This is a genomic window from Microbacterium sp. MMO-10 (assembly GCF_037148715.1).
Taxonomy (GTDB): Bacteria; Actinomycetota; Actinomycetes; order Actinomycetales; family Microbacteriaceae; genus Microbacterium.
This window is the reverse complement of the sequence record NZ_JBBCSV010000001.1, coordinates 601,126-623,391: the sequence shown is the minus strand read 5'-3', so window position 1 is coordinate 623,391 and position 22,266 is coordinate 601,126. Positions and strand designations below refer to the sequence as shown.

The following is a 22,266-nucleotide window of genomic DNA, read 5'->3' as shown; positions in this document are numbered from 1 at the left end:
TGACGCGTCGAGGAAAGCATGGAACCGTGACCACGACGACAGCATCGCTTCCCCTCGCGTCCCCCCGACGGCTTCCCCACCACGCCGGCTTCTGGATCATCGCGGTCGCGTTCCTGACCGAGATGGCGTTCTGCGCGATCCCCACGCCGCTCTACGCGATCTATCAGCAGCGCGACGGCTTCCCCACGATCGTGCTCACCGTGATCTTCGTCTCCTACGCGGTCGGCGTGATGGTGAGCCTGTACCTGGCCGGACATGTCTCCGACTGGCTCGGCCGTCGGCGCGTGATCCTCGGATCGCTCCTGATCACCGTGCTCTCCGCGGTCCTCTTCCTCGTGTGGACCGACGTCATCGGCCTCATCATCGCCCGCTTCGTGTGCGGGCTCGGCGTCGGCATCCTCACCGCCACCGCCACGGCACACCTCTCCGAGCTCGGTGCCGCCGCGGGCCGCCCTGCGGGGCGCTCCGCCCTGGTGTCGACCTTCGCGAACCTCGGAGGCATCTCGCTCGGGCCCCTGGTCGGCGGCCTGATCGCCACCTGGGCGGCGCGTCCGCTCGTGACGCCCTACGCGATCTTCGCCGTCCTGCTCGCCGTCGAGGCTGTCGTCGTGGCCTTCGTGCCGGAGACGGTCGAACGCCGTGAGGAGCGACCTGCCTACCGGCCGCAGCGCGTGACCGTGCCGGCGGCGGGGCGCGCGGCCTTCTGGTCGGCGGCCGCGGCGGCCTTCGGTGCGTTCGCCGTGTTCGGCACGTTCATGGGGCTCTCCTCGACGTTCCTCGGCCGCGTGCTCGGCGTGCACTCGCCGCTGCTGGTGGGTGTGGCTCCGTTCATCCTCTTCATGACCGCCGCGGCGGCGCAGATCCTCACGACCACGGTGTCGGCACGTGCGCAGCTCACCCTTGCGATCGTCCTCGCGGTGCTCGGCCTGGGCGTGGTCGGGGCGGGCGCCGCGCTGACGTCGCTGGCGCTCTTCCTGACCGGGGCGGGGATCACGGGTGGCGGCATCGGGATCCTCTTCCGCAACGCACTGACCACCACGGCATCGGCGGCCATGCCGGAGCGACGGGGCGAGGCGCTCGCCGCCGTCTTCCTGATCGCCTACGCGGGGATGACCCTGCCTCCGCTTCTCGCGGCCGCCGCGCTGAGTCTCTGGTCTCCGGTCGCGGTGCTCATCGGCCTCAGCGCCCTCGCCGGCCTGCTGGTGGTGGTGTCGGGTGCGCGGATGGCGCGACGGTGAGACGTCGGTCCTGGCGTGAGCGCGCCGCCGCGCTCATCCCTTCGGGGTGCGGTTCTCGGCGCTGACCATCCAGGACAGCTGCTCGATCCGCTCGAGGACCGCGTGCAGGATGTCGGCGCTGGTCGGATCCTCCTCGTCCACCTGGTCGTGCACGTCGCGGCAGGTCGCGGCAACGCCGTCGAGCCGCTCGGTCATCAGATCGATCGCGTCCCGCGTCGCGATCTCGCCGTGCGGGCACTCGGGCAGCGTCGTCGTCTCTGCGACCACGTCGCTGCGACCGTCGGGGAGCGCGTGCAGGGCGCGCATCCGCTCCGCGACGGTATCGGCGAACAGGCGGCTGGCGTCGATGATCTCGTCCAGCTGGAGGTGGGTGTCGCGGAAGTTCGGGCCCACCACGTTCCAATGGACCTGCTTGCCCTGAAGGGAGAGCTCGATCAGATCGACCAGGACCCGTTGCATGCTGTCGCTCAGCTCCTGGGACGCGGCGAAGCCCTTCTCCGCGTTCTCCTCGGCCGTGCGTGCCGCGCCCTTCGCGGGCTTGCGGCGGTTCTTGGGGGCAGTCGTCGCCGGGGCGTTCATGGGACTCCTTCTTCGACGGGGATCCGCAGGACGGAGGATCCGCCTGCGCTGACCCGTGCAGGCTATGCGCTCGCGTCGCGGAGACCTATGGGCTTGCGCTTCTCGGGATCGGGCACTATCCGGGGCGGCGACACGGCCGAGGACGCGCGCGGGTCAGGCGTCGTTCAGGCTCCGCGAGGCGCGTCGATGCGCCTTCTCAGCGCCTCACCGGCAGGAGCGCCCGTCACGAGCAGCTCCAGGGGGGTGATGAGATCCGTGGCGCCGGGCAGCGCGTCGATCTCGGCGTACATCGCGTCCTCGATCGCGCGGGTCTCCTGCTCCTTCGCCCTGCCCGTCGGGGTCAGGCGCAGGTGCACGCGGCGACGGTCCTCGCCGGCTTCGACGCGTTCGATGTAGCCCGCCTGCACCAGGCGCTCGATCAGCCGAGAGGGGTTGGTGCCGCTGTCGCAGACGAGCATCCGTCCGACTCCGGAGACGGTGAGCTCGCCCTGGTCGCCGTGATCCCCGAGGATCCGGAGCACCTCGGATTGCGCGGGGGAGAGCCCGATCGGCTCGAGCGCCGCCGCGAGCCGGCGGTTGCCCTCGCGCTGCGCGGCGAGCAGGAGGTAGCGGATCTGCTCTGCCTGCCTCATCCCTTCACTCTAGGGGCGGTCCGCCTCGGCGAGCAGACGCTGCGCACCCGGGTCGTGGGCCGCGAGCACGACGAGGCCGGGGTGCTGCGCGGCGAGCTCGGCGACGTGCCGGGTCGACGCGAGCAGGCCTGCCCTGTCGCCGACCCCGGGGATGATGCCCTGCTCGAGCAGGGTGACGTCATAGGTGAGGTCGCCCACGAGCAGGAGGGGCCTGCGTCCCGCGCGCCGGATGAGGGCGGACAGCGAGCCCGGCGTGTGCCCGGGGGTGGGGAGCAGGGTGATGGCCCCGTCGCCGAAGAGATCGAGCTCGCCGGCCAGCGGCTCCCAGCGCAGCCCCGGCAGGAAGATGTGCTTCTCCAGATACCCGTTGAGCTCGGCGGACCTGCGGCGCGCGGCGTCCAGCTCCGCCCGGCCTACGAGGATCCGCGCGTGCGTGAGCTCCGAGAGGCCCCCGATGTGATCCTGGTGCAGGTGGGAGACGACCACCGCGGTGACGTCGGCGATGTCGTAGCCGATGCGCGCGAGCTGCGTCGTCAGGGTGTCCTCGGGGCCGATCGTGAACCGGGCGAGACGGCGGTAGAAGTAGCCGTTCAGCCCGCCGGGGAAGTAGTCGGGATCCGTGACCGAGGCCCGATCCTGGCCGGTGTCGAACAGCACCAGGCCCTTCTCGTGCTCGATCACGTAGACGTTGATGGGGCGCGGTGCCGTCCAGCGGCGGGAGGTGGCCAGCCACCAGAGCATGGGCGTCGAGGGTCGTGCCACATGCTCGGGCCGGATCGCGACGGTTCCGGTGCTGACGACCGCGACATTCTGAATGATGTTCATGTCACGACACTATATGTCGTGACACGTAAATTGTCGAGCGGCTTCCGCAGAACGCGCTTAGACTCCTGCGCGAAGCCGCCGATCGCGCCGGGATCCCGGCGCGGGACGGCGTGCGGAGGAGACGACATGCAGACCTTGACGATCGACTTCATCTGCTCCCTCGACGGCTACGGCGCCGCCGAGGGCTGGCCGGGCCTGTGGGGCATGGGCGGGCCGGAGTACTTCGAGTGGCTCGCGACGGCGCCGGACGGGGACTACCCGATCCTGATGGGGGCGACGACCTATCGGCTCATGTCCGCCTTCGCCGCGGGCGGCGAGGAGGGCGTCGGGGTGCTCGACCCGATCCCCAAGTACGTGTTCTCGGCCACGCTCCCGGAACCCCTGGAGTGGGCGAACTCCACCCTCGTCCGCGAAGACGCGGTCGAGTTCGTGCGCGCTCTGAAGGAGGAGTCGGATCGACCGCTGCGCACCCTCGGCAGCGTCTCCCTGTGCCGGTCGCTGCTGAGCGCCGGTCTCGTCGATCGCTACCGGGTCGTGCTCTTCCCCGTGATCACCGGGGCGACCGGGCAGGACCGCATCTTCGACGGGTACCCCGACGTGCGTCTCGACCTCGTCGCATCGCGCACCTTCGACGGACGGCTGCAGCTGCTCGAGTACGTGCCGACGGTGCTCGACGGCCCGCCCGGGCGGTGAGCCGCGCGGCGCATCCGGAGGCGAGCTCACCAGGGGCGGGCGGACTGCCGGGGGATCGTCCTGATTGTCGCCCTGCACAGAAACCCGTGCGGATCCGGCTCGGGTGGGGGATCCTGTCCCTGAGCGTGCTCACGCGCGCGGACGAGGAGGACGAGATGGGTCACGACAAGAACGACGAGCTGCGCGAGGACCGGCAGGAGCAGGAGGAGCGCCGGCAGCATCACCGCGACGAGGCCTTCGACGAGACCGGCGGCGTCGACGACGAGGAATCGCAGGACGAGCGCCGCAAGGAGGGCCTCGACCGGATCTGATCCGGCCCGCTGCCGACGGCCGACGCCGTCGGCAGCGGGGCGGAACTGTCCCGATCGCCCGCCACGCACGGGGATCCGGACGGGCGGGACCGGCTCAGGCGCCGCGGTGCTGCGCGATCCTGGTCAGCTCGAGTCCGTATGCCGCGGCGGCGAGCTCCGCCATGTCGTTCGGGCGGGTGAAGCTGCGCCCGGTGAGCTCCTCGATCCGTCGCAGCCGGTACCGCACCGTGTTGGGATGGCAGTGCAGCAGCGCCGCGGCATCCGTCGCGGATCCGCCGGTGTCGATGTACGTCTCGAGGGTCTCGAGGATGACGTCGCGGTCGCTCTCGGCGAGGTGCAGGACGGGGCCCAGGACGTCTTCGGTGAGGCGCTCGGCCTCGTGCGGATCCGCTGCGATCATGGCCGCGATGGGGCTCGCGCTGAACACGCGCACTTTCATCGCGCTGCGGGAGGTCGTCGCGAGAGCCGCGCGGGCGAGACGCAGCGCTCGCGGTGCGTCGGTGCGTGCGGCGAAGGGCGGGCTGACGCCCACCCGGGCGCCCGGGTAGCCGCGCAGCGTCTCGAGGACCTCGTCCATCGCCTCGGGGCGGGCGAGGGCGATCACGCCGAGCTGCAGGGCCGGCGTGAGCCGCCAGCCCGAGACGCACCCCTGGTCCGCGAGGCGCCGGGCGATCCCGGGCAGCGACTCCGCCGCCACCTCGTTCGTCTGCGCCGCGACCACGACCAGGTCCGCGTCGGCGGGGAAGCCGAGCAGCGATGCCGCCTCCCAGGGGCCGGCGTCCTTGCTGACGTGCCCGGTGAGCAGCACCTCGACGAGCGCCGCGCGACGGTGCTCCTGGGAGATCAGGATCTCGGCTGTCGTGGCGCGATAGGCCTCGGTGATCGCCGTGGCGTGCTCCTCGGCGACGCTCCAGATCCGGGTCGACGTGTCCAGCAGCCGGGTGAGCACCTCGGTGCGTGCGCTCTGGGCGGCGCGCTCGACGAGGGCTCCCCACAGGGTCCCGAAGCCGATCCGGTACACCTGCAGCACCTCGGGCAGCGGCACGCCCTGGTGCGCCCGGCGCCTGCCGGTCTGCTCGGGGACGGCGAGGTCGAGCGGTTCTCCGGGGTGCCGCAGCGCGTGCACGAGGAAGCGCAGGTTCTCCTCGATCGAGCGCCGCAGCTCCCCGGTGGAGACGTGCTTCTCGTCCTCGTAGACGGGCAGGGTCTCGACGCTGCGGGCGTAGACCCTCTCGATCAGGCTCGGCAGCCGGCGCTCGACCCAGGCGATGCCCTCATCGCGGTCGGTCGTGCTCATCGGATCCCCGTGTGCGAGAGATCCGCCGCGCGTTCCGTCATATCCGCTCTCCTCGATCCCGCCGGGAGGCCGCTCCGTCCCGTGCGCATCGCTGACAGCGAGGTTACGCCGTCGGCGAGGCCGCCCCGCGCCTCCAGCAGATCACGGCCCGAACGCGCGGCCGCGCTGCCGGACGGGACGTCTGTCACCGCCCACAGTGCCGCTTGTGCGCCGTGACAGGTCCGCCACGACGCCCTCCCGCCACCGGCGGAGGAGGATTAGCGTGGCGGACCACGAGGGGGTGGCCACGAGCAGCGGGGGCGGTGAGGATGAACCCGGAGACGTACGCGGCGGTGTTGCGGGATCGGCCGTTCGGCCCCGTGGTGGAGCGGGTCGAAGGGCTCGTCCTCGTCGATCGGAGGCCGGAGGACGAGCTCCGCCGGATCGTGGAGCACGACGGCCGGCGATGGGTGAAGGTCTACGACATCGAACCGGAGGAGCGGGACGGCCGGTGGTTCTCCTACCTGCTCGCCTATGAGGGGCCGGAGGATCTCGCGACGGGGGAGACCGGAACGGACGAGGAGGAAAGATGAGCGTGCTGCTGACCGGTGCGACGGGTTTCATCGGACGAGGTGTGATGGAGGCGCTGATCGCCGCCGGCTATCGGGTGACCGCCCTCGTCGACGGCCAGGACGATGCGGACGAGGTGCGTGCGGCGGGAGCGGATCCGTTCCTCGCCTCCGAGGAGGACACCCGCACGGTGTCGGATCTCGCGCTGGAGTCGGACGGCGTGATCCACACCGCCACGTCCCGTTCCGAGGATGCGGACTTCATCGCCGCCGTCACGCCGGGGCTGCTGACGAGTGACAAGCCCTTCGTCTACACGAGCAGTCTGTGGACCTACGGATCGGGACGGGATCTCACGGAGAAGTCGCCCTCGGCGCCGCCGGCGGCGGTGGCCTGGATGGACGAGACCGCGCGGGGGCTGCTCGCGGACGACGGCGAGGGGATGCGCGTCGTCGTGGTCGCGCCCGGGATCGTGTACGGGCACGGCCAGGGCATCCCGCGCCGGTTCGTCGACGACATCGACCGCAGCGGGGCGCAGCCGGTGCTCCCGCTGATCGGAGACGGTTCCCAGCAGTGGGCCACCGTGCACGTCGATGACCTCGCCGATCTGTACGTCCGGATCATCGGCGCCGAATCGCACGTCGACGACGTGTACATCGCGGCATCCGGGGCGACCGAGACCGTCGCCGAGCTGGCGGCGGCCGCCGCATCGGCCGAGGGCGCGACGGTGCGCGCGGAGACCGCCGAGGAGACCGCTCGACGGATCGGACCGGCGCTCGCCGGAGTGCTCCTTCTCGATCAGCACGCCGCCGCCGACCGGGCGCGCGAGCGGCTCGGCTGGCGCACCACCCGGCCTTCGCTCGTGGATGAGCTCCGCGCCGGCTACCTCGATGTTCCCGGCGATCCGGCGTGGGGATGACCGGCCGGCGGGGACCGGGGAACAGTGCCCGGGACGCGATCGAGGCGCCGCCTCCGGAGCAGGCGCGCCGGACCGTCCGCCTGTCCTCCGGGCCAAGTCCCGCTGATCGCGACGACAACCGGCTTGAAGCGGATGCCCTCCCATGACAGGCTGACCGTGCGTCGCGAACGCGCGCGGAGGGGACGGATCCGGTGGTCACTCAGCAGTTCGTCGCACCGCCGGCCCGGGCCGCGCTCTTCCTCGTCCTCACGGTGAACGAGGGCAGCGAGGAGGTCGTGCGCGACGTCCTCGCCGACCTGTCCAGCATCACGCGATCGGTGTCGTTCCGGATCCCGGACGATGAGCTGAACTGCGTCCTCGGCATCGGCGCGGAGTTCTGGGACCGGATGTTCGCGCTGCCGCGCCCGAAGAGTCTGCACCCGTTCGTGCCGCTGGAGGGTCCGCGGCACAGCGCGCCGGGAACCCCAGGAGACCTGCTGCTGCACGTGCGCGCCCATCACATGGACGTGTGCTTCGAGCTGTCCCGGCAGGTCATGAACCGGCTGCGCGGTCATGCCGTGGTGGTCGACGAGACCCACGGCTTCAAGTACTTCGACGAGCGGGATCTGCTCGGCTTCGTGGACGGCACCGAGAACCCCGAGGGGGCCGCCGCTCCGGCCGCGGTGCTCATCGCCGACGAGGATCCGGACTACGCCGGCGGCAGCTACGTGATCGTGCAGAAGTACACGCACGATCTGGGGGCGTGGGGTGCCCTGCCGATCGAGGAGCAGGAGCGCGTGATCGGCCGCAGCAAGCTCGAGGACGTCGAGATGCCCGACGCGGTCAAGCCGGTCAACTCCCACGTGCACCTCAACACGGTCATCGACGCCGACGGAGTGCAGCGGCAGATCCTGCGCGACAACATGCCGTTCGGCGAGCTCGGCACCGAGGAGTTCGGCACCTACTTCATCGGCTACGCCGCGGATCCGGGTGTAATCGAGCAGATGCTGCGCAACATGTTCCTGGGCAGCCCTCCCGGCAACACGGACCGGATCCTCGACTTCTCGACCGCTCGCACCGGCACCCTGTTCTTCACCCCGACCGTGGACTTCCTCGACGACGTGCCGGGGCCGGGACCCGCCGCGGCTCCGGCCGAGGCGGCGCCGGTGGATGCCGACGCGCCGACGACGGACCTGGGCATCGGCGGACTCCGAACCGCCGCCGCGCACTGACCCCCACCCCGCGAAAGGCCGCAGACATGGACAACCTCCACCGCAGACTCGCACCGATCTCCTCCGCCGCCTGGGATCAGATCGACGACGAGGCGCGCCGCACCTTCATCACCCGCATCGCGGGACGTCGCGTCGTCGACGTGCCCGAGGCGGGCGGACCCGGCCTGTCCGCGATCGGCACCGGGCACGTCGAGCCGATCGACGCCCCCGCCGGGGCGGTCGAGGCGCGCCGCCGGCAGGTGCAGCCGCTCATCGAGCTGCGCGCCCCGTTCACCGTGACCCACGCGGCCGTCGACGATGTCGAGCGCGGCGCACAGGACTCCGACTGGCAGCCGGTGAAGGACGCCGTGGAGGCGCTGGCCACCGCCGAGGACACCCTGGTGTTCGCCGGATCCCAGGCGGCGGGCGTGAAGGGCATCGTCGCGAGCAGCTCGAACGCCGTGATCCCGCTCCCGTCGGATCCGCAGGAGCTGCCGGCCGCGGTCGCGCAGGCGCTCACGGTCCTCCGCACGGTCGGTGTGCAGGGGCCGTACGCGCTCCTGCTGTCGGCCGAGCTGTACACCGCGGCCGCCGAGACGGTCGATCACGGCCACCCGGTGCACCAGCACCTGGCCCGGCTGCTCGGCGACGACGGCACCATCGTGTTCGCGCCCGCGCTCGAGGGGGCGATCGTGCTGACGATGCGCGGAGGCGACTACGCGCTCACGCTCGGCCAGGATGTGTCGATCGGGTATCTCTCGCACGACGCGGACGGGATCCGGCTGTACGCGCAGGAGTCGGTGACCTTCTCGGCCTACACGTCCGAGGCCAGCGTCGTCCTCCGGTGAGGGCGCGGCGATGACCGCGGGAGACGGTGCGCCGGTCGGAGTGCGGGTGCGCCGCATCTACGACGCGCCGGCGCCCGACGACGGCGCGCGGGTGCTCGTGGACCGGCTCTGGCCGCGCGGGGTGAGCAAGGCGCGCGCCGCCCTGCGCGAGTGGTGCAAGGACGTGGCCCCCTCCACCGCGCTGCGCCAGTGGTACGGGCATGATCCGGAGAGGTTCGCCGAGTTCGCGCGCCGGTATCGCGCCGAGCTGGAGGATCCGGCGCAGGCCGCAGCGCTCGCCGGCCTGCGCGCGCTCGTGCGGGAGGGGCCGGTGACGCTGCTGACCGCGGCCCGGCGCGCCGACATCAGCGAGGCGACCGTGCTGCAGGAGGTGCTGACGACGCCCTGAGGGCGTGGGTCACCGCCGGACGTCGCCGCTGTCCGGCTCCTCCTGCTCCTCCAGTCGCTCGTCGGGCTCGAAGGAGGCGTCGTCGGTCTCGCTCTCCTCGACCGCGGCCGCCGCCTGCGCCTTCGCCTCCGCGAGTGCCGCCTCTTCGCGCTTCTCCTCGCGCCGCTTGTCTCCGAACATCGCGTCTCCTCTGGTCGCGTGAGTGACTTCGCCGCCACCCTACGCCCGCGGGCGGCCGTGCGCCGAGGGCGTGGGGTACGCTGATCCCCGCGTCGCGTGCCGGTGGCAGACCGTGTCAGGCATGGAGGCGCCGGACGGAAGGAACGACGATGACCTCGTCCTGCCCTTCGCTCCCGCGTGACTGAGCGGGAGACGACCAGGCTGATCGCCTGGAGCAACGAGCTGCGCAGCGCGCACACCCGGCTGCGCGAGGCTCTCGCCCTCGCGCGCGCCGGTGCGGGCGGATCGGATCCCCCGCCGGGCCGTGATCTGCTGCTGTACTGCCGGGGGTTCTGCGTCGCGCTCGATCGGCACCATCGCGGAGAGGACCGCGCCCTGTTCCCCGCGATCGAGACCGCACACCCCGAGCTCGCTCCGGTGCTGCGGACGCTGTCCCGGGACCACGCCATGATCGACGGGCTGCTCACCGCGCTCGCCGGAGCCGTCGACGCGAGCGCGTCCCCCGAGGAGCTCACCCGGCACCTCGACGGCGTCGCGGCGATCATGGAGAACCATTTCGCCTTCGAGGAGCGTCGTCTGATCCGGGTGCTCGAGACGCTGGCCCTCGACGCGGATCCGGCCGACGTGCTCGGAGACCTCTGAGCGAGGCGTCTGAGGCGCGGGGTGCCTTCCCGTCGCAGAAAGTGTCGCTCCGAGCGGGCGATGGCGACGCTTTCTGCGACGGGAAGGCTCCTGCCCCGCCTCGAGGGCCTGCGCCGGCGGATGCGGATCCGACTGTGGCGGAGGAGGATGTCGATCGGCGGATCCTTCGATCGTCATCAGGGTGTCGGTGGCCGCCAGGGCCTCGACATCATGGAGAAAGGGCCGATCATGCGTTACACGCTTCTGCTGCAGTACCCCGAGATGACCGCGGAGGACCTCGGGCCCGAGGCGCTCGCCGAGGGCATGCGCGCTTTCGACGTCTATGCGAAGGCGCTCGACGAAGCCGGCGTCCTGCGCAGCGCCGAGGTGCTGCATCCCTCGGCGGCGACCACCACGGTGCGCGTCCGCGACGGCCACCCCGTCATCCAGGACGGGCCCTTCGCCGACACCAGGGAGCAGCTCGGGGGAACGGTCGTGATCGAGGTCGACGACCTCGACGCGGCGATCGGGTGGGCCCAGCAGGCGCCGTCGGTCGCCTGGGGAGCCGTCGAGGTGCGGCCGGTCGCCACCCGCTACGTCGACGGCGCCTGGCAGGGCGCCTCGCCGGTGCGGTGATGGGCGCAACGGCTGACCGCCGCCGTGAGTCCGCGAGACCGAACCGGAGTCACGAGACCGACGATGGGATCCGCGGTCTCGTGATGAGGGTTCGGTCTCGCGGATCTGGCGCGGCCCGCGGGGCCCGCGTGAGCTCGGTCGACGAGGCGCGGGCCGCAGCCGAGCACGCCGTGCGCGCCTCCTACGGGCGGCTCGTGGCGCTGCTCGCCGGCGGGACCGGCGACCTCGCGCTCGCCGAGGACTGCCTCGCCGACGCGCTCGAGCGCGCGCTGCGCTCCTGGCCCGACGCCGGAGTGCCGGACAACCCGGAAGGATGGCTGCTCACCGTGGCCCGCAACAGACTCCGCGACGTGTGGGGCTCGGCCGCGCACCGCACCCGGTCACCGCTGGACGACGCCGGCGCGGACGAGGGTCCCGCGCTCGACGCCGGGATCGACGTCGTCGCACTGGTGGAACGGGGCGATGCGATCCCCGACCGGCGCCTCGAGCTGCTGTTCGCGTGCGCGCATCCCGCGATCGATGCGGGGATCCGCACGCCGCTCATGCTGCAGACCGTGCTCGGCTTCGATGCTGCACAGGTCGCGCGGGCGTTCGACGTGGAGCCGGCGGCGATGGCGCAGCGCCTGGTGCGGGCGAAGCGCAAGATCCGGGACGCGGGCATCGGATTCGCGCTGCCGGTGCGGGCCGACATGCCGGCCCGCACGACCGCCGTGCTCGAGGCGATCTACGGCGCGTATGCACTGGACTGGCTGGATCCGCACGACGACGTGCGCACGTCGCTCGCCGACGAGGCCCGCTGGCTCGCCGTGCTCACCGCGACCCTGCTCGACGTCGATCCCGAGGCATGGGGGCTGGCCGCCCTGCTCACGCTCGCCCAGTCGCGCGCCCCCGCGCGGACGCCTGCGGAGCCCGGGGAGCGCTGGCCGTCGCTCGCCGAACAGGATCCCGCTCAGTGGGATCGTGCGCTCATCGCCGAAGGGGAGGCGCTGCTGCACCGCGCGGCGCGGCTGAGCGGCGTCGCCGGGGGAGGGGAACCCGGGCGGTTCCAGCTCGAAGCCGCGATCCAGTCGGTGCACTGCGATCGGGTGCGCACCGGGGTCACCGACCGGGAGGCGCTGATCCGGCTGTACCGCGCGCTCGTGCGGATCGCCCCGACCCGCGGTGCGATCGAGGCGCTCGCGGCGGTGGAGTCGGCGGGGTAGCGGATCCCCTGGGTCCTGGGGCGGCCGGAGGGGCCCGGCGCCTGCGGCTCCGTCCTGCACAGCCATGCGCGCCGCGCCGCTGTGCACGGATCACGGAGATCGATCCCCGCGGCATGCCGCGGGTCGTCAGAGTCGGGAGATGGCACTCGCGCAGCTCAGGGTTCGTAGATCGTACTATTTTGTACAACAGCGTACGATTTCTCCATGGACAGTGTCAGTGCATCCGTCGCCCGGCAGACCCTTCCCGCGCTCCTGGATCGGGTCGAGGCGGGGGAAGACGTGCGGATCACTCGCCATGGCCGGGTGGTCGCGGTGATGGTCAGCCCGACGAAGCTCCGTTCCCCTCGCGCGGCCGAGGCGTGGCGGGCCGCCGACGAACTCGGAGCCCGTCTGGAGGCGGCCCGGACGGAGCCTCTCGGACGGGAGCCCGCGCTGGATCACGCGGACGCGGAGGATCTCATCGCCTGGATCCGCGAAGGTCGCGACTCTCGATGAGGGGCATCACGGCGTTCGATGCCGATGTGCTCATCTACGCAGCCGACCATGAGCATCCCTTCCAAGGCGCGCTCGCGGCACTGCTCGAGGAGGCCGGCGCCGAGGACCGCGCGATCGGGTCGCTCCTGCTCATGCCCGAGATCCTTCCGAAGCCGCTACGCGCAGGTCCTGCGTCGACAGAGGTCGCGCGACTCATTCAGCTCCTCGGGCGACTCCGTCTGCTGCCCATGGACGGCGTGATCGCGAACCTCTCGGTCACGCTCGGAGCGAAGTACGGCCTCCGCGCTCCGGATGCCGTGCATCTCGCGACCGCGATCGCGGCGGGCGCCGATCGGTTCCTGACCAACAATCGCAAGGACTTCGGCGACCGGATCCATGAGATCGACGTCGGGTCCCCGGAGGCCCTGGGCTGACGGCTTGCGTGCGACCGCAGTCGCTGCGGCTCCCGGGACCCTGCTGATCCGTCAGGAGACGCGGAGCATCTCCCGACCGCGGGCGAGCGTGGCGCGGCTCGATTCCCGGGCGATCAGATGCGGGACGAGCGAGAGCTTCGCCGGAGAGGCGGGCAGATCCTGCTCCAGTCGCTGTACGCAGAGCGCCGCCGCACGGGCGCCGACGGCGAGCGAGGGCAGCGCGACGGCCGAGAGAGGGGTCCCGGTGAGCCCGGCGGAGTCGTCGCCGTAGACGACGATCGCGAAGTCGTCCGGCACCCGGCTCCCCGCGCGCTGCAGCTCCAGCAGCATCAGTGCGGCCGCCTCGTCCGAACCGACGAACGCCGCGTGCACCGCCGCCTCCTCGCAGTGCCGCAGGAACGCGGTGACGGATCCGGAGAGGGGAGGGGCATCGCCGTGCCTCCCGAACGCCACTTCGGGGACGTCGGCGTCCAGGGCCAGCTCCGCGACGGCGCAGCGGAATCCCCGCTGCTGGGTGAGGGCGGTCACCGGGTCCGGCGCGAACAGCGCGACACGGGCGTAGCCGTTGGCGGCGAGATGCTCGACCGCGATGCGGGCGCCGTGGCGATGATCGGTCTGCACGACGTCGGCGCGAAGATCCGTCGGCAGCCGGAGAGGCGCCGGCTCGACGATCACGACGGGGACCGGGAGGTCGCGGATCTGCTCCCAATCGAGGGGCTCCGGTGCGGCGGCGACGGCCGGAGCGAACAGGAGGCCGTCGATGCCCGCCTCCAGCATTCGAGCGAGCTGCGCACTCTCCTCGGCGCGCGAGGACAGCGAGGAGCCGACGACGAGGCGATACCCCGCCGTGCGGGCGGCCTCGCCGGCGCCCCGGATCACGCCGGAGAAGTGCCGTCCGGCGTCGGGCACGATCAGGCCCAGCGTGCCCCGCGTCGTTCCGCGTTCGGGAAGGAGCCCGGCGCCCTCCCGGCGGGGCACGGCCCCGCCGCGGACGCGACGGACGAGCCCCTCGCTCGCGAGCGCGTCCAGATCTCGACGGATGGTCATCTCCGAGAATCCCCAGGTCTCTGCGAAGGCGGTGACCTCGATCTTGCCGCGCCGCGCGATCTCGCGGAGTATTCGCGCGCGTCGTTCTTCCGTCAGCATGTCCCCGTCTCCCCTCGGCGATGCGGAGGCGGCGAGTCACGGCTCGCTGTCTCCGACATGCTCGACGATAGGAAGCGGGCCTTCACAGGAGGTCTGGAAGTGTGAATCCGGATGGAGCGGATCCGCGGGATCCGGCGTCATCGGAGGATACTTCCGGTGAGGGGACGAGCACGGCGGGAGAGGACCGATGCCAGGGGAGCGGGCGTTCGCGCAGGAGTTCGCGGAGGCGCTCGCGGTCGGCGGGGTCTCGATGTCGGCGTTGCGGGACCGGCTCTCCCGGCGGGGACTGTCGATCTCGCTTGCGACGCTCAGCTACTGGCGGACGGGGGCGCGGCACCCCGAAGGGGCGGCGTCGGCTGCGATCGTGGCCGGGATCGAGGTCGAGCTGGGTCTCGAGTCGGGTGCGCTCACGCGCTTTCTGGCGGGGCGATCCCGGCGGCGGGGCAGGGTGTCCGCGCCCGCCTCGCTCCGCGATTCCGAAGGCGCGGAGACGTTCGCGCTGCTGGCGGTCTCGCCTCCGGACAGCCTGCGGATCCTCTCGCTCCGCGAGACGATCGAGATCTCGGCATCGGGAACGGTGTCGGAGGCGTCCTCGGTGCTCCTCGTGCAGTGCGTGCAGAACCGTGTGGACTCGCTCGGGGTTCTGCTCACCGCGTCCCGCCCCACGGAGATCGTGCCGGTGCTGAGGAACCTCGCCGGATGCACGCTCGCCCGGACGGTCCGGCACCCGGGCGGGACGATGAGCGGTTTCGCCCTGGCGCTCGACCGCTCGCTCGAGCCGGGTGAGACCGCGATGGTCTCGTTCGAGGCGGTGTCTCCCGAGGGCTATCCCGCGCCTCGTGAGCATCTCATGACGGTCCGCCGGCCGGTGCGCGAGATCGTGCAGTGGTTCCGGGCCGCCGGAGACCGTGCCCCGGAGTGGTTCGACGAGACGGAGATGACGTCCCGGGGCACCCGGACGGTCACGGTGGCGGCGGGGACGACGAGATCGGTGCACCGCCTGCGCCGCGACTTCGGTCCGGGTGGCCTGAGGATGCGCTGGGGGTTCGATGACGACTGAGGAGCGCGCCGCGCGCGCCGGCGCGGAGCCGGCTCAGTCGTCGGCGGGCTGCGGGTCGCCCCAGCGCAGGCCCAGCGCCCCGGGACCGTAGTCCCAGCGGACCTGATGGAGGGACGTCGGGGTGTCCAGGACGCGCAGAGTCATGTGCTCGGCCGTCTCGGTGCGATCGAACTCCTCGATCCGCTCCGGCACGTTGCGCGGATCGAACCGGATCCAGCTCACGACCTTCTGCGCGGGGTGATGGACGTGCGTGACCGTCTCGCGGCGCTGGGACCGCTGCTCGACCGGGATGTCCTGACGCACGGCGAGGAGGGTGGTCTCGCCGGGGGCGAGCGGTTCCTCGAGTTCGAACACCGTCACATGGATGCGTCCCGAGGGATCGACGTGGTGTTCGCTGGCGTGCCCGTCGAGCGTGATCTGACCGATCCCGTCGAACTGCGGCTCGTCGCTGAACTTGAGCCAGCCGAAACGGGACACCTCTCCGGTCACGCATTCGACCACGGAGTAGGTGACCTCGCGCGCGACGAGGAGGTTCTCGTCGACGTCGACGATCCGCTGGATCGACAGTTCGCGGAACGCATCCTGAGGCGCCAGCTCGAGGACGCGGATCAGCTCGTCGACGACGTCGTCGATCCTCATGTCGAGCCCCGCGGCGCGCGCATCGTCGAAGAGGAACCGGGCGGGAGTCGCATTCGTCGGCGCGCGGCGAGGCGCGGCGAGGCGCACGAGATCGCCCGCGGGGAGCTGAAGAAGGTCCTCGAGGTCGCTGAGCGCCGCCCAGCTCCGCTGCACGTCGGGGGTGCGCGTTCCCGACCGCCAGGAGCTCAGGGTCGCGAGCGAGACCGGATTCCCGCGATCCTCCAGGCGCGTGCGCAGGGCGGACAGCGTCACGTCGCGGCGAGCGATCGCGTCGGCGAAGGCGTCCGCGAAAGTGCGTGTTCCCGGTAGGCCGAGCTCCCCATCGCCCATCGGCCCAGTTTACCGTCGGCGGGGGCGACCCTCAGCGGGCCGTGTCGAGCAGGCCGCGGCGGAAACCCTCGGCCACGGCGGCGGCACGGTCGCCGACGCCGAGCTTGGCGTAGATGCTCAGCAGGTGCGTCTTGACGGTGGCTTCGCTGAGGTGCAGCCGGTCGCCGGCGGCGCGGTTCGTGGTGCCCTCGGCGACCAGGGCGAGGATCTCCAGCTCGCGCGGGGTGAGGAGGCTCGCCTCGGGGGTGCGCACCCGGCCGACGAGCCGTGAGGCAACCTCGGAGGCGAGCACCGTCCGTCCCGCCGCCGCGGCGCGGATCGCGTCCAGCAGCTCGTCTCGGGTGGCGTCCTTGAGCAGGTATCCGGTGGCGCCGGCGGCGATCGCGGGGAGCACGTCGGCGTCCGCGTCGAACGTCGTCAGCACCACCACGCGGCTGGTGATGCCGAGGCGCGCGAACTCGCGCAGCGCGGCGACGCCGTCCATCCGCGGCATCCGCAGATCCATGAGCACGACGTCGGGGGCGTGCACAAGGGCGAGGGCGACCGCCTCGACCCCGTCCGACGCCTCGCCGATCACGTCGATGTCCTCGGCGGATCCGACCATGCCCACGATGCCGTCGCGCACGACGGGATGGTCGTCGACGACGAGCAGGGTGAGTGCGGTCATGCGGGCACCTCCGCGCGCACGACGGTTCCGCGCCCGGGGCGGGAGTCCACCATCAGCGCCCCCGCCGCGGCCTCCAGCCGCTCCCGCATGGCGATGAGGCCGTACCCGCCGGAGCCGTCCGCGGCGCCCCGAAGGCGGTCGACGGCGTCGAAGCCGCGGCCGTCGTCGCGCACCTCCAGGCTCGCCGTCGCGGGCCCCACGCGCAGGGCGAGCGTCACCCGGGTCGCCGCGGCATGCTTCTCGACGTTGGCCAGCGCCTCCTGGGCCATGCGGAGCAGCGCCACCTCGGTCTCCGTCGGCAGCCCTCGGGCGTCACCGGCCGCGGTCACCGTCGTGGCGATGCCGGTGCGCGTGGACCACGACCGGGCCACGCCGGAGAGGGCGTCCGCGAGCGAGGTCTGCTCCAGCGCCGCCGGGCGCAGCGCCTGCACGGAGCGGCGGGCCTCGGCGAGCCCGTCGCGGGCGAGCGTCAGCGCGGCGTCCGTGTGCCGGCGGCGCGCGCCGTCGTCGGCCGCCTGCTCCGCCGCCTGCAGCTGGGTGATGATGCCGGTGAAGCCCTGGGCGAGGGTGTCGTGGATCTCGCGGGCGAGACGGGCGCGCTCGTCCTGGACGGCGGTGCGGTGCATCGTCAGCTCGGCGCGGTGCAGTCCGAACGAGAGCCCGCACATCACGACGACGTTCAGCAGGATCACGGCCGCGGTTCCCGCGATGCCGGCCGGATCCGCGCGGAACCCCGAGCTCTGCGCGATCCCCGCGACGACCGCGGTGCCCGCGACGGGGATCAGCTCCCACGGCCAGGCTGCGAGCGAGTACGCGAACGAGAATGTCGCGACCGCCAGGAAGCCGAACGTGCCCTCGCGCAGCACGAGCAGCAGGTTCAGCACGATCGCGCCGGCGAGGAAGACCGCGATCACGGCGGGCCGGTCGCGCCACCGGAACGGCAGGGTGCGCAGGACGAGCACCCACAGGCCGTAGGCCGCGCACAGGGCGAGCGTCGGCAGCAGCCGCTCCGGCTGCCGCGCCTCCGTGAGGACCGCGAACCCGGCCAGGAGCCCCAGCACGACGTACGGGGCGACCGAGAGCACGGTCCGCCAGCGCGAGTCCATCACGGGCCGACCTTACGCCTTCGGCGCGAAGAGCGCCCGCATGCGGGGCAGGTTCACCAGGATCGCCACGGGCAGCAGCAGGAGCCCGCACACGGCCTGCTCGATGCGCACCCCGTCGGGCAGGAAGCCGGGGATGGACACGATCACGATCACCGCGGCCACGATGATCGGGCTGACGATCCGCAGGCGCACCCAGGCGCCGCGGGAGCCGCGGGCGGCGGCGACGGCCATCGCGACCACGACGATCCCGCTGGCCAGGACGAGGGAGCAGCGGATCCAGATCGCGATCTCGAACGCGGTGCCGGACACGGTGGCGAGCGAGAGGAAGGCGATCATCGCGGCGCTGACCGCGACGAACGCCCAGGAGAGGAGGACGACCGGACGGAACGCCGCGCGGCGAGGGGAGACGGGGGAGACGGTGGCTGTCGTGTTCATCCCTCCAGAGTCCTCGGAGGTCGCTTCGCCCGGATCCACCGATCGGTCATGGTCGATCACCGATCGGTGGACCGGACCCGTGGCGCGAGAGGATCCGGTCCGGACGATCGATCCGCGCAGGTGCACTCGTCCGCGAAGAGTGCCCAGCGCGTGCCACGGCCGAGGAGCTCGCGCAGGTCGAGCGGCTGCTCCTGGTGTTCCTGGGCCTGGCGGGCTGACGGTCGCGCCGGCCCGGGCGCGCGATCCAAGGCGGGGCGCGGAGACCCGGCCGGCGTCGGATGGGGCAATAGTCTGCTCTCAGCCCACCTGCTCGGCGCCTTCCCGACCGAGCCCCACGGAAGGATGCGTCGATGACGAGCGCTGAGGATCCGGCCGCACAGATCGCCCGCCTCGAGGCCGAGAACGATGCACTGCGCCGGGGCGCCGCGGCGCGTGCCGGCGCGGGGTGGCGCAGTGCGGCCTCGGCGGTGCTGATCGTGCTCGGCCTGGTCCTCGGCTCGGTCAGCGCCGTCACGAGCTACGCCCGGGACCTGCTCACCGACACCGATCAGTTCGTCGCGACGTTCGCCCCGCTCGCCGCCGACCCGGCGGTGCAGGCCGTGCTGGTGCGCGCGACCAACGACGTGATCGACCAGCAGGTCGACATCCCCGGTCTCACCGCCGACGTGTTCGACGGTCTGCGCTCGCTCGACCTGCCGCCCCGGGCAGCGACCGCTCTGGGGCTGCTCCAGGCTCCGGTCGCTCAGGGGGCGCAGAACCTCGTGCGCGGCATGGTCGAGAACGTGATCACCTCGCCGGCGTTCGCCGACATCTGGAAGCAGACCCTGCGCGTCTCCCACGCCCAGGCCGTGGCTGCGCTGCAGGGCGGCCCCGACACGGCGGTCGTCGCCGGCGCGGACGGCACGCTGACGCTGCAGCTCGGACCCGTCCTCGAAGGGGTGCGCGCACGGCTGCTCGCCGAGGGGGTGACCTTCGCGCAGACCATCCCCACCACCGACCGCTCGATCGTCCTCGTGCACAACGCCTCGATGGGCACGGCCGTCGCGGCCTACGGCATCGTCGTCACCGTCTCGGCCTGGCTGCCGTGGCTCGCGCTCGCGCTGCTCGTCGCCGGTGTGCTGGTGGCGCGGCGCCGCCGGCGCGCGATCCTCGCGACGGGTGTCGCGGCGGTCGTGATCATGGTGATGCTGCTCGCCGCGGTCGCGGTCGGACGCGCGGTGGGCATCGGCGCCCTGGCGTCCAACGGATCCGCGATCACGCCTGCGGCGGCCGGGGGAGTGTTCGACCGGATCACGGAGCCGCTCACGCAGCGTCTGCTCGCACTCGGTCTGATCTCGCTGGTGGCGGCCCTCGTCGCCTGGCTGATCGGCGCCTCGCGCGCGGCGGTCGCCGTCCGCGGCGCCGGTGGCCGTGTGGCCGCGGCGGTGCGTCCCGGCGGGGGCGCGCCCTCGGACGATGCTCCGGGCGGGGTCGCGCGCCTCGGCGGATGGATCGATCGGTCGCGCCGGGGGATCCTCATCGTCGTCGCCCTCGCCGCCGCGGCCGTCGTGCTGCTCGTGCATCCGCTCACGGCGTGGCTCGTGCTGTGGGTGCTGCTGGGCGCGGTGCTGCTGCTCGTCGTGATCGAGCTGCTGCGCCGTCCCGCGCAGGACTGACCGGCTCGGCGCTCAGGGCCGCACGCGCACCGTCCGCTCCTCGTAGCCGACGAGGTCGCCATCGGCCAGCTGGCGCCCGCGGCGGCGCTCGACCTCGCCGTTGACGCGCACGTACCCGTCGATGATCGCCTCCTTGGCGTCGCCGCCGGAGTCGAGGAGCCCGGCGAACTTCAGGAACTGCCCGAGTCGGATGCTCTCGCCACCGATCGAGACGTCGGTCACCGCGCCCACGGGAACGGCCGCTCCTTGTCCAGCTCGCCGTCGCGGCCGATCCCGGCGAGGCTGTCGCCGCCGCCGCGCAGGCAGAGCCACTTCAGCGGCACGCCCGCGTCTACGGCGCTGTGCACCGCGCGCCAGGTCTCCGGAGCGACCCGCACGACGGTGCCCGGCTGCACGTCGACCACCTCGTCGTCGAGCGCCATCTGGCCCCGTCCGTCGAGGAACACGTACAGCTCCTCGAAACGGCTGTGCCGATGCCAGAACGGCGAGCTCCCGCCCGGATCCGTGGAGTTGACCGACATTCCGAGGTACTGCGCCGACTCCCCGTCGACGAACCGTTTCCCGGTGCCCTCGTCGACACCCCAGGTGTCGATCGCTCCGGTCTCGTACACGTGGTTTCCGCTCATTCCGCCACGGTATCCCAGCAATCGGGTGCCGTCCGAGCGCAGGATCCGCGAGAAACCGGAATCCGCAGGAGACACGCGGCAGACGTGGCGTCTTCTGCGCAGAGTGGTTTCTCGCGCCGCCGGCCGGATCAGCGATCCGAGCGCCATCCGCTGACGCGGCGCTGCTCCACGCCCTCGAGCAGGAGATCGAGGGCGAAGGCGAACTCGGCGTCGTCGTCGCAGTCCGCGCCGGCGCCGGGCGCGGTCGTGGCCATCCGCACGATGGAGGGGAACTCCCGCGCATAGGCGGACATCGCGGCCGCGCGCTGCTCCGCGTCATCGGGCAGGCGCGGAGTCGGCATGACGTCGCGGGTGAACCCCCACATGCGCGTGCTCAGCGTGTGCATGGCGTGGTGCACGAGGTCGGCCGAAAGGCCGCCGTCGAACATCGCGCCCATCAGCGCGTCCATGTGCGCGAGCACCCGTGCCGTGGCGAGGGGGCTCGACTCGATCGCGTCGCGGGCCCACGGATGCGCGGAGAGCAGGGTGCGCGCGGCCAGGATCCTGGCGCGGACGCTGCTGCGCCAGTCGGCGCCCTGCGCGGCGGCGGGGATGCGAGCCAGCAGCGCGTCGAGCATGTCGTCGACGAGCTGCGACCGGTGTGCGACGTGCTTGTAGAGGGCCATCGGGGTGACGCCGAGGCGCTCCGCGACGCGCCGCATGCTCGTGGCTTCGAGGCCGGCTTCATCGGCGAGCTCGATGGCCGCGGCGACGATGCGGCCCCGGTCCAGGGGCGTCCGCGGCACCGATGTTGACACGTATACAGCGTACGCCTACGATCGGATCCGCTAGGTATACGCCGTACACCCGAATGAACGGATCCGTCATGACCCCCTCTCTCCGCCGGCAGGCCCTCCTCGCCGGGGTCCTCTATCTCGTGACGCACGTCACCTCGGTGCTCGCCGTGCCCGCCTACGCCCAGGGCTGGATCCGCGCCGGCGTCGCCCTCGAGTTCGCCCTGGCGATCGGCTGCGTCGGCACGGGCGTGCTGCTGTGGCGGCTGCTGCAGGAGTACGCGCCGACGCGCGCGCTGACGTTCGCCGCGCTCCGCGCGGTCGAGGCGGCGGTCATCCTCGCCGGCACGCTGCCGATGCTCGCGAGCGCCGGGGCGCAGGGCGCGTCCTGGCTCGCGGCGGGCCCCGCGGCCGCGCTGCACACGGCGGCGTTCCTCGTCGGTCAGGGGCTGGTCATCGGCGTCAACACCGTGGTGCTGGGCTGGCTGCTCTGGGATGCGCGGATCCTGCCGCGGGCGCTCGCCGCGCTCGGAGTCGCGGGCGGTGCACTGGTGTTCGCGAGCGACCTCGCGCAGCTCTGGGGGGCGATCCCGCTCAACGGCGTGGTCGCGGGCATCGCGGCCGTGCCGATCTTCGCGTTCGAGATCTGGCTCGCCGTGCTGCTGCTCATCGGCCGTCCGTGGCGGGGCGCCCCGGCGCTCGCCGTCTGACGTCCCTTGCGCGTCTCTCTCTCCGCACCGTCTTCCCCTCCCCGCAGTGGCGCCCGCCAGGGGAGGGAAAGACGACGGGAGGAGGGAGACGGAGCGGAGGAACGGG

At 72.3% G+C, this 22,266-nt stretch carries 29 protein-coding genes; 16 read left to right on the top strand and 13 right to left on the bottom strand.

Annotated features, from left to right (window positions below; all coding sequences use genetic code 11):
• Window positions 1-26: 26 nt before the first annotated feature.
• The gene (locus WFJ17_RS02975; RefSeq protein ID WP_336647652.1) at window positions 27-1,238 is read left to right on the top strand and encodes an MFS transporter; all 1,212 of its coding nucleotides are present in this window, start codon (window positions 27-29) and stop codon (window positions 1,236-1,238) included.
• Window positions 1,239-1,271: 33 nt separating this feature from the next.
• Here WFJ17_RS02975 and WFJ17_RS02970 read toward each other — a convergent pair whose 3' ends face one another.
• From WFJ17_RS02970 to WFJ17_RS02960, 3 genes are all read right to left on the bottom strand, one after another.
• The gene (locus tag WFJ17_RS02970) at window positions 1,272-1,817 is read right to left on the bottom strand and encodes a Dps family protein (protein ID WP_251443719.1); all 546 of its coding nucleotides are present in this window, start codon (window positions 1,815-1,817) and stop codon (window positions 1,272-1,274) included.
• Window positions 1,818-1,981: 164 nt separating this feature from the next.
• Window positions 1,982-2,449, bottom strand: coding sequence for a MarR family winged helix-turn-helix transcriptional regulator (locus tag WFJ17_RS02965; protein ID WP_336647651.1), 468 nt, complete (start codon window positions 2,447-2,449; stop codon window positions 1,982-1,984).
• Window positions 2,450-2,458: 9 nt separating this feature from the next.
• Window positions 2,459-3,274 carry an N-acyl homoserine lactonase family protein gene (locus WFJ17_RS02960; RefSeq protein WP_251443715.1) on the bottom strand — a complete coding sequence of 272 codons (816 nt, stop codon included), beginning with the start codon at window positions 3,272-3,274 and terminating at the stop codon, window positions 2,459-2,461.
• 126 nt (window positions 3,275-3,400) lie between these two features.
• Here WFJ17_RS02960 and WFJ17_RS02955 point away from each other — a divergent pair, with 126 nt between their 5' ends.
• A complete protein-coding gene (locus tag WFJ17_RS02955) occupies window positions 3,401-3,967 on the top strand; it encodes a dihydrofolate reductase family protein (protein WP_251443713.1) in 567 nt (188 codons plus the stop codon).
• 86 nt (window positions 3,968-4,053) lie between these two features.
• Complete coding sequence (locus WFJ17_RS02950) at window positions 4,054-4,278, top strand: hypothetical protein (RefSeq protein WP_336647650.1); 225 nt, start codon at window positions 4,054-4,056, stop codon at window positions 4,276-4,278.
• Window positions 4,279-4,372: 94 nt separating this feature from the next.
• On the opposite strand, the gene WFJ17_RS02945 is transcribed toward WFJ17_RS02950, so the two are convergent.
• Window positions 4,373-5,575, bottom strand: coding sequence for a PucR family transcriptional regulator (locus WFJ17_RS02945; protein ID WP_336647649.1), 1,203 nt, complete (start codon window positions 5,573-5,575; stop codon window positions 4,373-4,375).
• A gap of 308 nt (window positions 5,576-5,883) precedes the next feature.
• On the opposite strand from WFJ17_RS02945, the gene WFJ17_RS02940 reads away from it, so the two are divergent.
• The 5 genes from WFJ17_RS02940 to WFJ17_RS02920 all read left to right on the top strand — a co-directional run bounded on the left by WFJ17_RS02940 (window position 5,884) and on the right by WFJ17_RS02920 (window position 9,466).
• The gene (locus tag WFJ17_RS02940; protein ID WP_251443706.1) at window positions 5,884-6,147 is read left to right on the top strand and encodes a hypothetical protein; all 264 of its coding nucleotides are present in this window, start codon (window positions 5,884-5,886) and stop codon (window positions 6,145-6,147) included.
• The gene (locus WFJ17_RS02935; protein WP_336628107.1) at window positions 6,144-7,040 is read left to right on the top strand and encodes an NAD-dependent epimerase/dehydratase family protein; all 897 of its coding nucleotides are present in this window, start codon (window positions 6,144-6,146) and stop codon (window positions 7,038-7,040) included. The genes WFJ17_RS02940 and WFJ17_RS02935 overlap by 4 nt, the downstream gene beginning before the upstream one ends.
• A 191-nt stretch (window positions 7,041-7,231) precedes the next feature.
• Complete coding sequence (locus WFJ17_RS02930; RefSeq protein ID WP_336647648.1) at window positions 7,232-8,251, top strand: Dyp-type peroxidase; 1,020 nt, start codon at window positions 7,232-7,234, stop codon at window positions 8,249-8,251.
• A gap of 26 nt (window positions 8,252-8,277) precedes the next feature.
• Window positions 8,278-9,078 (top strand): family 1 encapsulin nanocompartment shell protein, encoded by an 801-nt coding sequence (locus WFJ17_RS02925; RefSeq protein ID WP_336647647.1) that lies wholly within the window; start codon window positions 8,278-8,280, stop codon window positions 9,076-9,078.
• Between the two features lie 10 nt (window positions 9,079-9,088).
• Window positions 9,089-9,466 carry a DUF488 domain-containing protein gene (locus WFJ17_RS02920; RefSeq protein ID WP_251443698.1) on the top strand — a complete coding sequence of 126 codons (378 nt, stop codon included), beginning with the start codon at window positions 9,089-9,091 and terminating at the stop codon, window positions 9,464-9,466.
• A gap of 9 nt (window positions 9,467-9,475) precedes the next feature.
• Here the strand turns inward: WFJ17_RS02920 and WFJ17_RS02915 are convergent, their stop codons facing one another.
• Complete coding sequence (locus WFJ17_RS02915; RefSeq protein ID WP_251443695.1) at window positions 9,476-9,646, bottom strand: hypothetical protein; 171 nt, start codon at window positions 9,644-9,646, stop codon at window positions 9,476-9,478.
• Between the two features lie 177 nt (window positions 9,647-9,823).
• On the opposite strand from WFJ17_RS02915, the gene WFJ17_RS02910 reads away from it, so the two are divergent.
• The 5 genes from WFJ17_RS02910 (at window position 9,824) to WFJ17_RS02890 (ending at window position 13,013) form a co-directional block, all read left to right on the top strand.
• Complete coding sequence (locus tag WFJ17_RS02910; RefSeq protein WP_336647646.1) at window positions 9,824-10,288, top strand: hemerythrin domain-containing protein; 465 nt, start codon at window positions 9,824-9,826, stop codon at window positions 10,286-10,288.
• Between the two features lie 228 nt (window positions 10,289-10,516).
• On the top strand, window positions 10,517-10,903 hold the full coding sequence (locus tag WFJ17_RS02905; RefSeq protein ID WP_251443691.1) for a YciI family protein: 387 nt from the start codon (window positions 10,517-10,519) through the stop codon (window positions 10,901-10,903).
• A gap of 128 nt (window positions 10,904-11,031) precedes the next feature.
• Window positions 11,032-12,105, top strand: a complete 1,074-nt coding sequence (locus WFJ17_RS02900) for an RNA polymerase sigma factor (protein WP_336647645.1) — start codon at window positions 11,032-11,034, stop codon at window positions 12,103-12,105.
• 204 nt (window positions 12,106-12,309) lie between these two features.
• Window positions 12,310-12,600: a type II toxin-antitoxin system Phd/YefM family antitoxin gene (locus WFJ17_RS02895; protein WP_251443685.1), complete on the top strand. Its 291-nt coding sequence runs from the start codon at window positions 12,310-12,312 to the stop codon at window positions 12,598-12,600.
• Entirely contained in the window at window positions 12,597-13,013 is a 417-nt protein-coding gene (locus WFJ17_RS02890) for a type II toxin-antitoxin system VapC family toxin (protein ID WP_336647644.1), read from the top strand. The genes WFJ17_RS02895 and WFJ17_RS02890 overlap by 4 nt, the downstream gene beginning before the upstream one ends.
• Before the next feature lie 51 nt (window positions 13,014-13,064).
• Here the strand turns inward: WFJ17_RS02890 and WFJ17_RS02885 are convergent, their stop codons facing one another.
• A complete protein-coding gene (locus tag WFJ17_RS02885; protein WP_336647643.1) occupies window positions 13,065-14,159 on the bottom strand; it encodes a LacI family DNA-binding transcriptional regulator in 1,095 nt (364 codons plus the stop codon).
• A gap of 187 nt (window positions 14,160-14,346) precedes the next feature.
• On the opposite strand from WFJ17_RS02885, the gene WFJ17_RS02880 reads away from it, so the two are divergent.
• Window positions 14,347-15,219: a hypothetical protein gene (locus tag WFJ17_RS02880; RefSeq protein ID WP_251443679.1), complete on the top strand. Its 873-nt coding sequence runs from the start codon at window positions 14,347-14,349 to the stop codon at window positions 15,217-15,219.
• 33 nt (window positions 15,220-15,252) lie between these two features.
• Here the strand turns inward: WFJ17_RS02880 and WFJ17_RS02875 are convergent, their stop codons facing one another.
• Genes WFJ17_RS02875 through WFJ17_RS02860 form a run of 4 tightly spaced genes read right to left on the bottom strand, consistent with a single transcriptional unit; the run spans window position 15,253 to window position 18,396 of the window.
• The gene (locus WFJ17_RS02875; protein ID WP_336647642.1) at window positions 15,253-16,188 is read right to left on the bottom strand and encodes a hypothetical protein; all 936 of its coding nucleotides are present in this window, start codon (window positions 16,186-16,188) and stop codon (window positions 15,253-15,255) included.
• A gap of 31 nt (window positions 16,189-16,219) precedes the next feature.
• The gene (locus tag WFJ17_RS02870; RefSeq protein WP_336647641.1) at window positions 16,220-16,855 is read right to left on the bottom strand and encodes a response regulator transcription factor; all 636 of its coding nucleotides are present in this window, start codon (window positions 16,853-16,855) and stop codon (window positions 16,220-16,222) included.
• Window positions 16,852-17,961: a sensor histidine kinase gene (locus WFJ17_RS02865; RefSeq protein WP_336647789.1), complete on the bottom strand. Its 1,110-nt coding sequence runs from the start codon at window positions 17,959-17,961 to the stop codon at window positions 16,852-16,854. The genes WFJ17_RS02870 and WFJ17_RS02865 overlap by 4 nt, the downstream gene beginning before the upstream one ends.
• A gap of 12 nt (window positions 17,962-17,973) precedes the next feature.
• Entirely contained in the window at window positions 17,974-18,396 is a 423-nt protein-coding gene (locus WFJ17_RS02860) for a hypothetical protein (protein WP_336647640.1), read from the bottom strand.
• A gap of 350 nt (window positions 18,397-18,746) precedes the next feature.
• Between WFJ17_RS02860 and WFJ17_RS02855 the strand changes: the two genes are divergently transcribed.
• Window positions 18,747-20,051, top strand: coding sequence for a hypothetical protein (locus WFJ17_RS02855; RefSeq protein ID WP_336647639.1), 1,305 nt, complete (start codon window positions 18,747-18,749; stop codon window positions 20,049-20,051).
• Window positions 20,052-20,063: 12 nt separating this feature from the next.
• Here the strand turns inward: WFJ17_RS02855 and WFJ17_RS02850 are convergent, their stop codons facing one another.
• The 3 genes from WFJ17_RS02850 to WFJ17_RS02840 all read right to left on the bottom strand — a co-directional run bounded on the left by WFJ17_RS02850 (window position 20,064) and on the right by WFJ17_RS02840 (window position 21,474).
• Window positions 20,064-20,282 (bottom strand): RNA-binding S4 domain-containing protein, encoded by a 219-nt coding sequence (locus WFJ17_RS02850; RefSeq protein WP_251443669.1) that lies wholly within the window; start codon window positions 20,280-20,282, stop codon window positions 20,064-20,066.
• On the bottom strand, window positions 20,270-20,677 hold the full coding sequence (locus WFJ17_RS02845; RefSeq protein WP_336647638.1) for a cupin domain-containing protein: 408 nt from the start codon (window positions 20,675-20,677) through the stop codon (window positions 20,270-20,272). The genes WFJ17_RS02850 and WFJ17_RS02845 overlap by 13 nt, the downstream gene beginning before the upstream one ends.
• Window positions 20,678-20,805: 128 nt before the next feature.
• On the bottom strand, window positions 20,806-21,474 hold the full coding sequence (locus tag WFJ17_RS02840; protein ID WP_336647637.1) for a TetR/AcrR family transcriptional regulator: 669 nt from the start codon (window positions 21,472-21,474) through the stop codon (window positions 20,806-20,808).
• Between the two features lie 68 nt (window positions 21,475-21,542).
• Between WFJ17_RS02840 and WFJ17_RS02835 the strand changes: the two genes are divergently transcribed.
• Complete coding sequence (locus tag WFJ17_RS02835; protein ID WP_336647636.1) at window positions 21,543-22,160, top strand: DUF4386 domain-containing protein; 618 nt, start codon at window positions 21,543-21,545, stop codon at window positions 22,158-22,160.
• Window positions 22,161-22,266: the final 106 nt, after the last annotated feature.

Bases quoted from the DNA above. Each gene is read 5' to 3' on its own strand.
- WFJ17_RS02970 (WP_251443719.1), bottom strand. From the start codon at position 1,817: ATGAACGCCCCGGCGACGACTGCCCCCAAGAACCGCCGCAAGCCCGCG.
- WFJ17_RS02965 (WP_336647651.1), bottom strand. From the start codon at position 2,449: ATGAGGCAGGCAGAGCAGATCCGCTACCTCCTGCTCGCCGCGCAGCGC.
- WFJ17_RS02960 (WP_251443715.1), bottom strand. From the start codon at position 3,274: ATGAACATCATTCAGAATGTCGCGGTCGTCAGCACCGGAACCGTCGCG.
- WFJ17_RS02955 (WP_251443713.1), top strand. From the start codon at position 3,401: ATGCAGACCTTGACGATCGACTTCATCTGCTCCCTCGACGGCTACGGC.
- WFJ17_RS02945 (WP_336647649.1), bottom strand. From the start codon at position 5,575: ATGAGCACGACCGACCGCGATGAGGGCATCGCCTGGGTCGAGCGCCGG.
- WFJ17_RS02940 (WP_251443706.1), top strand. From the start codon at position 5,884: ATGAACCCGGAGACGTACGCGGCGGTGTTGCGGGATCGGCCGTTCGGC.
- WFJ17_RS02935 (WP_336628107.1), top strand. From the start codon at position 6,144: ATGAGCGTGCTGCTGACCGGTGCGACGGGTTTCATCGGACGAGGTGTG.
- WFJ17_RS02925 (WP_336647647.1), top strand. From the start codon at position 8,278: ATGGACAACCTCCACCGCAGACTCGCACCGATCTCCTCCGCCGCCTGG.
- WFJ17_RS02920 (WP_251443698.1), top strand. From the start codon at position 9,089: ATGACCGCGGGAGACGGTGCGCCGGTCGGAGTGCGGGTGCGCCGCATC.
- WFJ17_RS02915 (WP_251443695.1), bottom strand. From the start codon at position 9,646: ATGTTCGGAGACAAGCGGCGCGAGGAGAAGCGCGAAGAGGCGGCACTC.
- WFJ17_RS02905 (WP_251443691.1), top strand. From the start codon at position 10,517: ATGCGTTACACGCTTCTGCTGCAGTACCCCGAGATGACCGCGGAGGAC.
- WFJ17_RS02895 (WP_251443685.1), top strand. From the start codon at position 12,310: ATGGACAGTGTCAGTGCATCCGTCGCCCGGCAGACCCTTCCCGCGCTC.
- WFJ17_RS02890 (WP_336647644.1), top strand. From the start codon at position 12,597: ATGAGGGGCATCACGGCGTTCGATGCCGATGTGCTCATCTACGCAGCC.
- WFJ17_RS02885 (WP_336647643.1), bottom strand. From the start codon at position 14,159: ATGCTGACGGAAGAACGACGCGCGCGAATACTCCGCGAGATCGCGCGG.
- WFJ17_RS02880 (WP_251443679.1), top strand. From the start codon at position 14,347: ATGCCAGGGGAGCGGGCGTTCGCGCAGGAGTTCGCGGAGGCGCTCGCG.
- WFJ17_RS02875 (WP_336647642.1), bottom strand. From the start codon at position 16,188: ATGGGCGATGGGGAGCTCGGCCTACCGGGAACACGCACTTTCGCGGAC.
- WFJ17_RS02870 (WP_336647641.1), bottom strand. From the start codon at position 16,855: ATGACCGCACTCACCCTGCTCGTCGTCGACGACCATCCCGTCGTGCGC.
- WFJ17_RS02865 (WP_336647789.1), bottom strand. From the start codon at position 17,961: ATGGACTCGCGCTGGCGGACCGTGCTCTCGGTCGCCCCGTACGTCGTG.
- WFJ17_RS02860 (WP_336647640.1), bottom strand. From the start codon at position 18,396: ATGAACACGACAGCCACCGTCTCCCCCGTCTCCCCTCGCCGCGCGGCG.
- WFJ17_RS02855 (WP_336647639.1), top strand. From the start codon at position 18,747: ATGACGAGCGCTGAGGATCCGGCCGCACAGATCGCCCGCCTCGAGGCC.
- WFJ17_RS02845 (WP_336647638.1), bottom strand. From the start codon at position 20,677: ATGAGCGGAAACCACGTGTACGAGACCGGAGCGATCGACACCTGGGGT.
- WFJ17_RS02835 (WP_336647636.1), top strand. From the start codon at position 21,543: ATGACCCCCTCTCTCCGCCGGCAGGCCCTCCTCGCCGGGGTCCTCTAT.